Genomic DNA, 3,104 nt, shown 5'->3' with positions numbered 1-3,104 from the left:
TATTGAAGTAATTCTGTGCCTTTACTGCACCTCTGTTTGAGCTGATAAAAATCCAGTGCCCACTTTCGGTATCCGGCCTTACATCATATCCCGGTGCGTTTCTATCCAACCAGTTCAACATTTTTTTAGGTAATGCCATGCTATTCACCGTGCCCCTCTTTTGTATATTCTCGTTTGATGCGAATAATTTTCTGTTACCATCAGACATGTCAGACAGAACTATAAGGCGAAGGATCGGGATAACCGTTTTTTAGAAACCACTTTTTTCGTCAGTGTGATCTCTTTTGTTCTGAAGTCATAACGCTGCTCATACCTTTCATCCCCAAGCCAGAAAAACCAGTGATACGATACGTCCGGAATTTCCTTGTCTTCCTCGAAACCCAAATCTTCGATTTGATCCGGTGTAAAATACTTCTCCTGAAAATTGCACATCCGTTTGAACTGTTGATGTTTAAGTGGCATTGTTATCTATCCCTTCACTGGTGATTTTTTGTGTTGCCAGCCGCATGAGATGCGGTCCCAAAGGGCGTTTTTTCGCCTTTTGACGTGGAGCTTGGGAACTGGAACATAACCGGCTGGTCAAGGGTTAAAGCAAAAAAACTCTTTTCTCCCGATGAAACATAATCAGGAAGAAAAGAGTTTTTTTGCCCCTTGAACTGATGGTTTGCCTACTTGGTTTCCAGCCGATAGGAGGGGCGCAGCCGGAGGCTCGGTCGGATGGAGACTTAGTAGGCCTGTTCCGGTTAACATGCGGATGGCAAAAGCGAAAAATCGATAAGATCAAGGGAACCGTCATCGGTTCCAACCGCGCCCTTCTGAACGTGGTTTTATTCTGTTCATATTCTTCTTTCAAGAAGGTTTTCCAGATAGGACTTGGACTTTGGCTCCGTGGTGGGTGTTAAACGACATCCAGGAACATAGAGCACCTTGAACGGATGAGTTCCCCGTTCTAGGTGCTCTTGTTATCGGTTGGAGTAACCCAGCAGCGGTGCATATCGGCTTTTAGGTGACGTATTTAGTCGCCTTAGAGCCGGTAGCATGAGCCCTTAGAAAATAAAAAAAAGACCTTCTTTAAAGAAGATCTTTGGTTCAACGCGATAGCTCTGTTGATGTGACAAGAAGCAACCAATATTCATTTTATTAAATAAGCCCTTCTTGCTTTAGCCGTTTTTCATATCCGTTTTCAATGAGCTGTTTTTGAGTAAGCTCGATACAGGTTTCGTTTACTTTTTCGATACTCGTAACGCTTTCAAGGTCAGATGCCGTTCTTTTTAGTTTTTCTAGTTGCTCACGTTTTAAAAACATATATTGCAGTTGCTTGATCTCAACCTCAAAATGCAGTTCGGAAATTTTATCTTTATTGGCATCAAAATTATCAAATAGGGCCTCACGCTCATTTTTTGTTGCGGTAATCTCTTCCCATTTTGATTCCATTCTTTGCTTAATGTCCATTCTCAAACTCCTTTCTATGTACTAACTGTACTACATGTTTATCATACCCCTGTATCCTTCTACCGCTGTGTCTCTCAAGTTGCCTTAACAACTGATGAAAATGATCATTTAGCAGCCATGATTGAGGGATTTGAATAATCGTATGACTAAGAGGAGAGCGCTCCTTCTTGATCAGTAGCGTAAAGCGATCGGTATACAGGTCCTTAGCCTCTTCAGGAGGATAATCTGGATATCGCGCATTAAATGTTGCCACTCTCTGTTCCTGACGGGCAGGGTAAGCCTTTCCTCCAGTATAGTACCGAAGTTCCTTCGTGATATCCAGTTCTATTGTAGTTATGCCCTCCCAGGCTATGAAGGGCATAATCCCCACATTCTCATTATTATAAAAATTCATTGATATTCCCCTGTCATCCAGTATCAAATAACGAATAGAGTCTGTCGTTTGAGGCATTACTAGGGCTGTACCGCTTTTTAAAATCGAACGTATAAAAATGAATGCACCGATTATGATTCCTAGCGTAATAGCCACACCTTTCATCCAGCTAAATTGATCTCCAAAGTCAGGAATCAAGAAGGCGAGTACATAATATACAGCTAAAAGCAGGATCCATACTAAAATAGTTGTAAGACAACCCACAAAGGGGCTTCTCCTTGCTCCTCGATCACTTCCACTTACACTAGAGAACAATCTAGAAAACTCCCATTCTCTAGCTGAACAAGTATATTCCATACTCTTCACTCGTCACTCTCCTCTAACGCGTTAAAATCCACTCATAGGAATTTCTCTGCAAGATTCATTTCTCCTATTATTGAAGATCATCATCACCTATGAATCTGTTTCAGGATTGAAGCTATATACTCTATCACCGTAACTTTTCAGCAATTTTTCAATAATCGCGGGTATTCCCTCGCTTGCTTTCTTAATAATTTCTATCTCGGTTTCGTTTAAAGTCATTTTCTCTATTTTGCTCCACGGCAAGCTATCCACTTGACCATCAGCAAAATGTACTTGGACCAATCCTTCACCTTGAACAATTGCATTTACGATTCGATTATCATAATCTTTGGACATATTAGAAACCTCCGATGTGTCATTTGTAACACGATCATTTTGAATTTCATCAGCGTAAGATGGATCTATTTCTAGGGACCAGCGAATCGGGCATCCTTATACACCCTTTCCATTCATTACTTATGAAGAATAAATTAATTCTGCCTTTACAACACAGTAATCGTTACCTGTATCTTTCTCTAATCTTGCAGGTGCAGGTACAAGTGAATAGCAATATTTCTTTCCTGTTTTGAAGTAAATTATAGTTGATGTTCCTTCATCAAAGTTTAAGTCCTCTACGTCACTCTGATCCTGGATTCGTTCAACGATAGTTTTCATATACTTTTTGCATTGCTGCAGAGTCATATAATCAGTTAACGTCTCCAATGGCTTTTGACGTTTCCATTCATTCTCGTTGGATTTTCTATACTTCCAAATTAAATTTTTTAGCAATTTCACTGTCTCATATTCCTTTCAATGTATTGACATATTATCTTCTTGAGAAAGACAGGATAGTGTTCCTGTATAAAAGGTGGTTGATAAAGATCTTACCTTTTTGTCATGTGTATATTCAACCTTTCTAATGAACACATTTATTAAA

The 3,104-nt window shown here is 39.9% G+C and carries 5 protein-coding genes; all 5 read right to left on the bottom strand.

Annotation, left to right across the window (positions count from 1 at the left end; genetic code table 11):
• Positions 1-219: 219 nt before the first annotated feature.
• Positions 220-462 (bottom strand): hypothetical protein, encoded by a 243-nt coding sequence (locus C3B52_RS35290; RefSeq protein WP_103110975.1) that lies wholly within the window; start codon positions 460-462, stop codon positions 220-222.
• A gap of 678 nt (positions 463-1,140) precedes the next feature.
• Positions 1,141-1,452, bottom strand: a complete 312-nt coding sequence (locus C3B52_RS35280) for a hypothetical protein (protein ID WP_103110973.1) — start codon at positions 1,450-1,452, stop codon at positions 1,141-1,143.
• Positions 1,442-2,191 (bottom strand): hypothetical protein, encoded by a 750-nt coding sequence (locus C3B52_RS35275; RefSeq protein ID WP_164685079.1) that lies wholly within the window; start codon positions 2,189-2,191, stop codon positions 1,442-1,444. The genes C3B52_RS35280 and C3B52_RS35275 overlap by 11 nt, the downstream gene beginning before the upstream one ends.
• An 87-nt stretch (positions 2,192-2,278) precedes the next feature.
• A complete protein-coding gene (locus C3B52_RS35270) occupies positions 2,279-2,524 on the bottom strand; it encodes a hypothetical protein (RefSeq protein ID WP_103110971.1) in 246 nt (81 codons plus the stop codon).
• A 120-nt stretch (positions 2,525-2,644) separates the two neighbouring features.
• Positions 2,645-2,962 carry a hypothetical protein gene (locus C3B52_RS35265; RefSeq protein ID WP_103110970.1) on the bottom strand — a complete coding sequence of 106 codons (318 nt, stop codon included), beginning with the start codon at positions 2,960-2,962 and terminating at the stop codon, positions 2,645-2,647.
• Between the last annotated feature and the right edge of the window lie 142 nt (positions 2,963-3,104).

Origin of the sequence: Brevibacillus reuszeri, assembly GCF_002897295.1 — a bacterium.
Classification (GTDB): Bacteria; Bacillota; Bacilli; order Brevibacillales; family Brevibacillaceae; genus Brevibacillus; species Brevibacillus reuszeri_A.
Note: the sequence above shows the minus strand (reverse complement) of the source record. Positions and strands in the feature narration are given on the sequence as shown.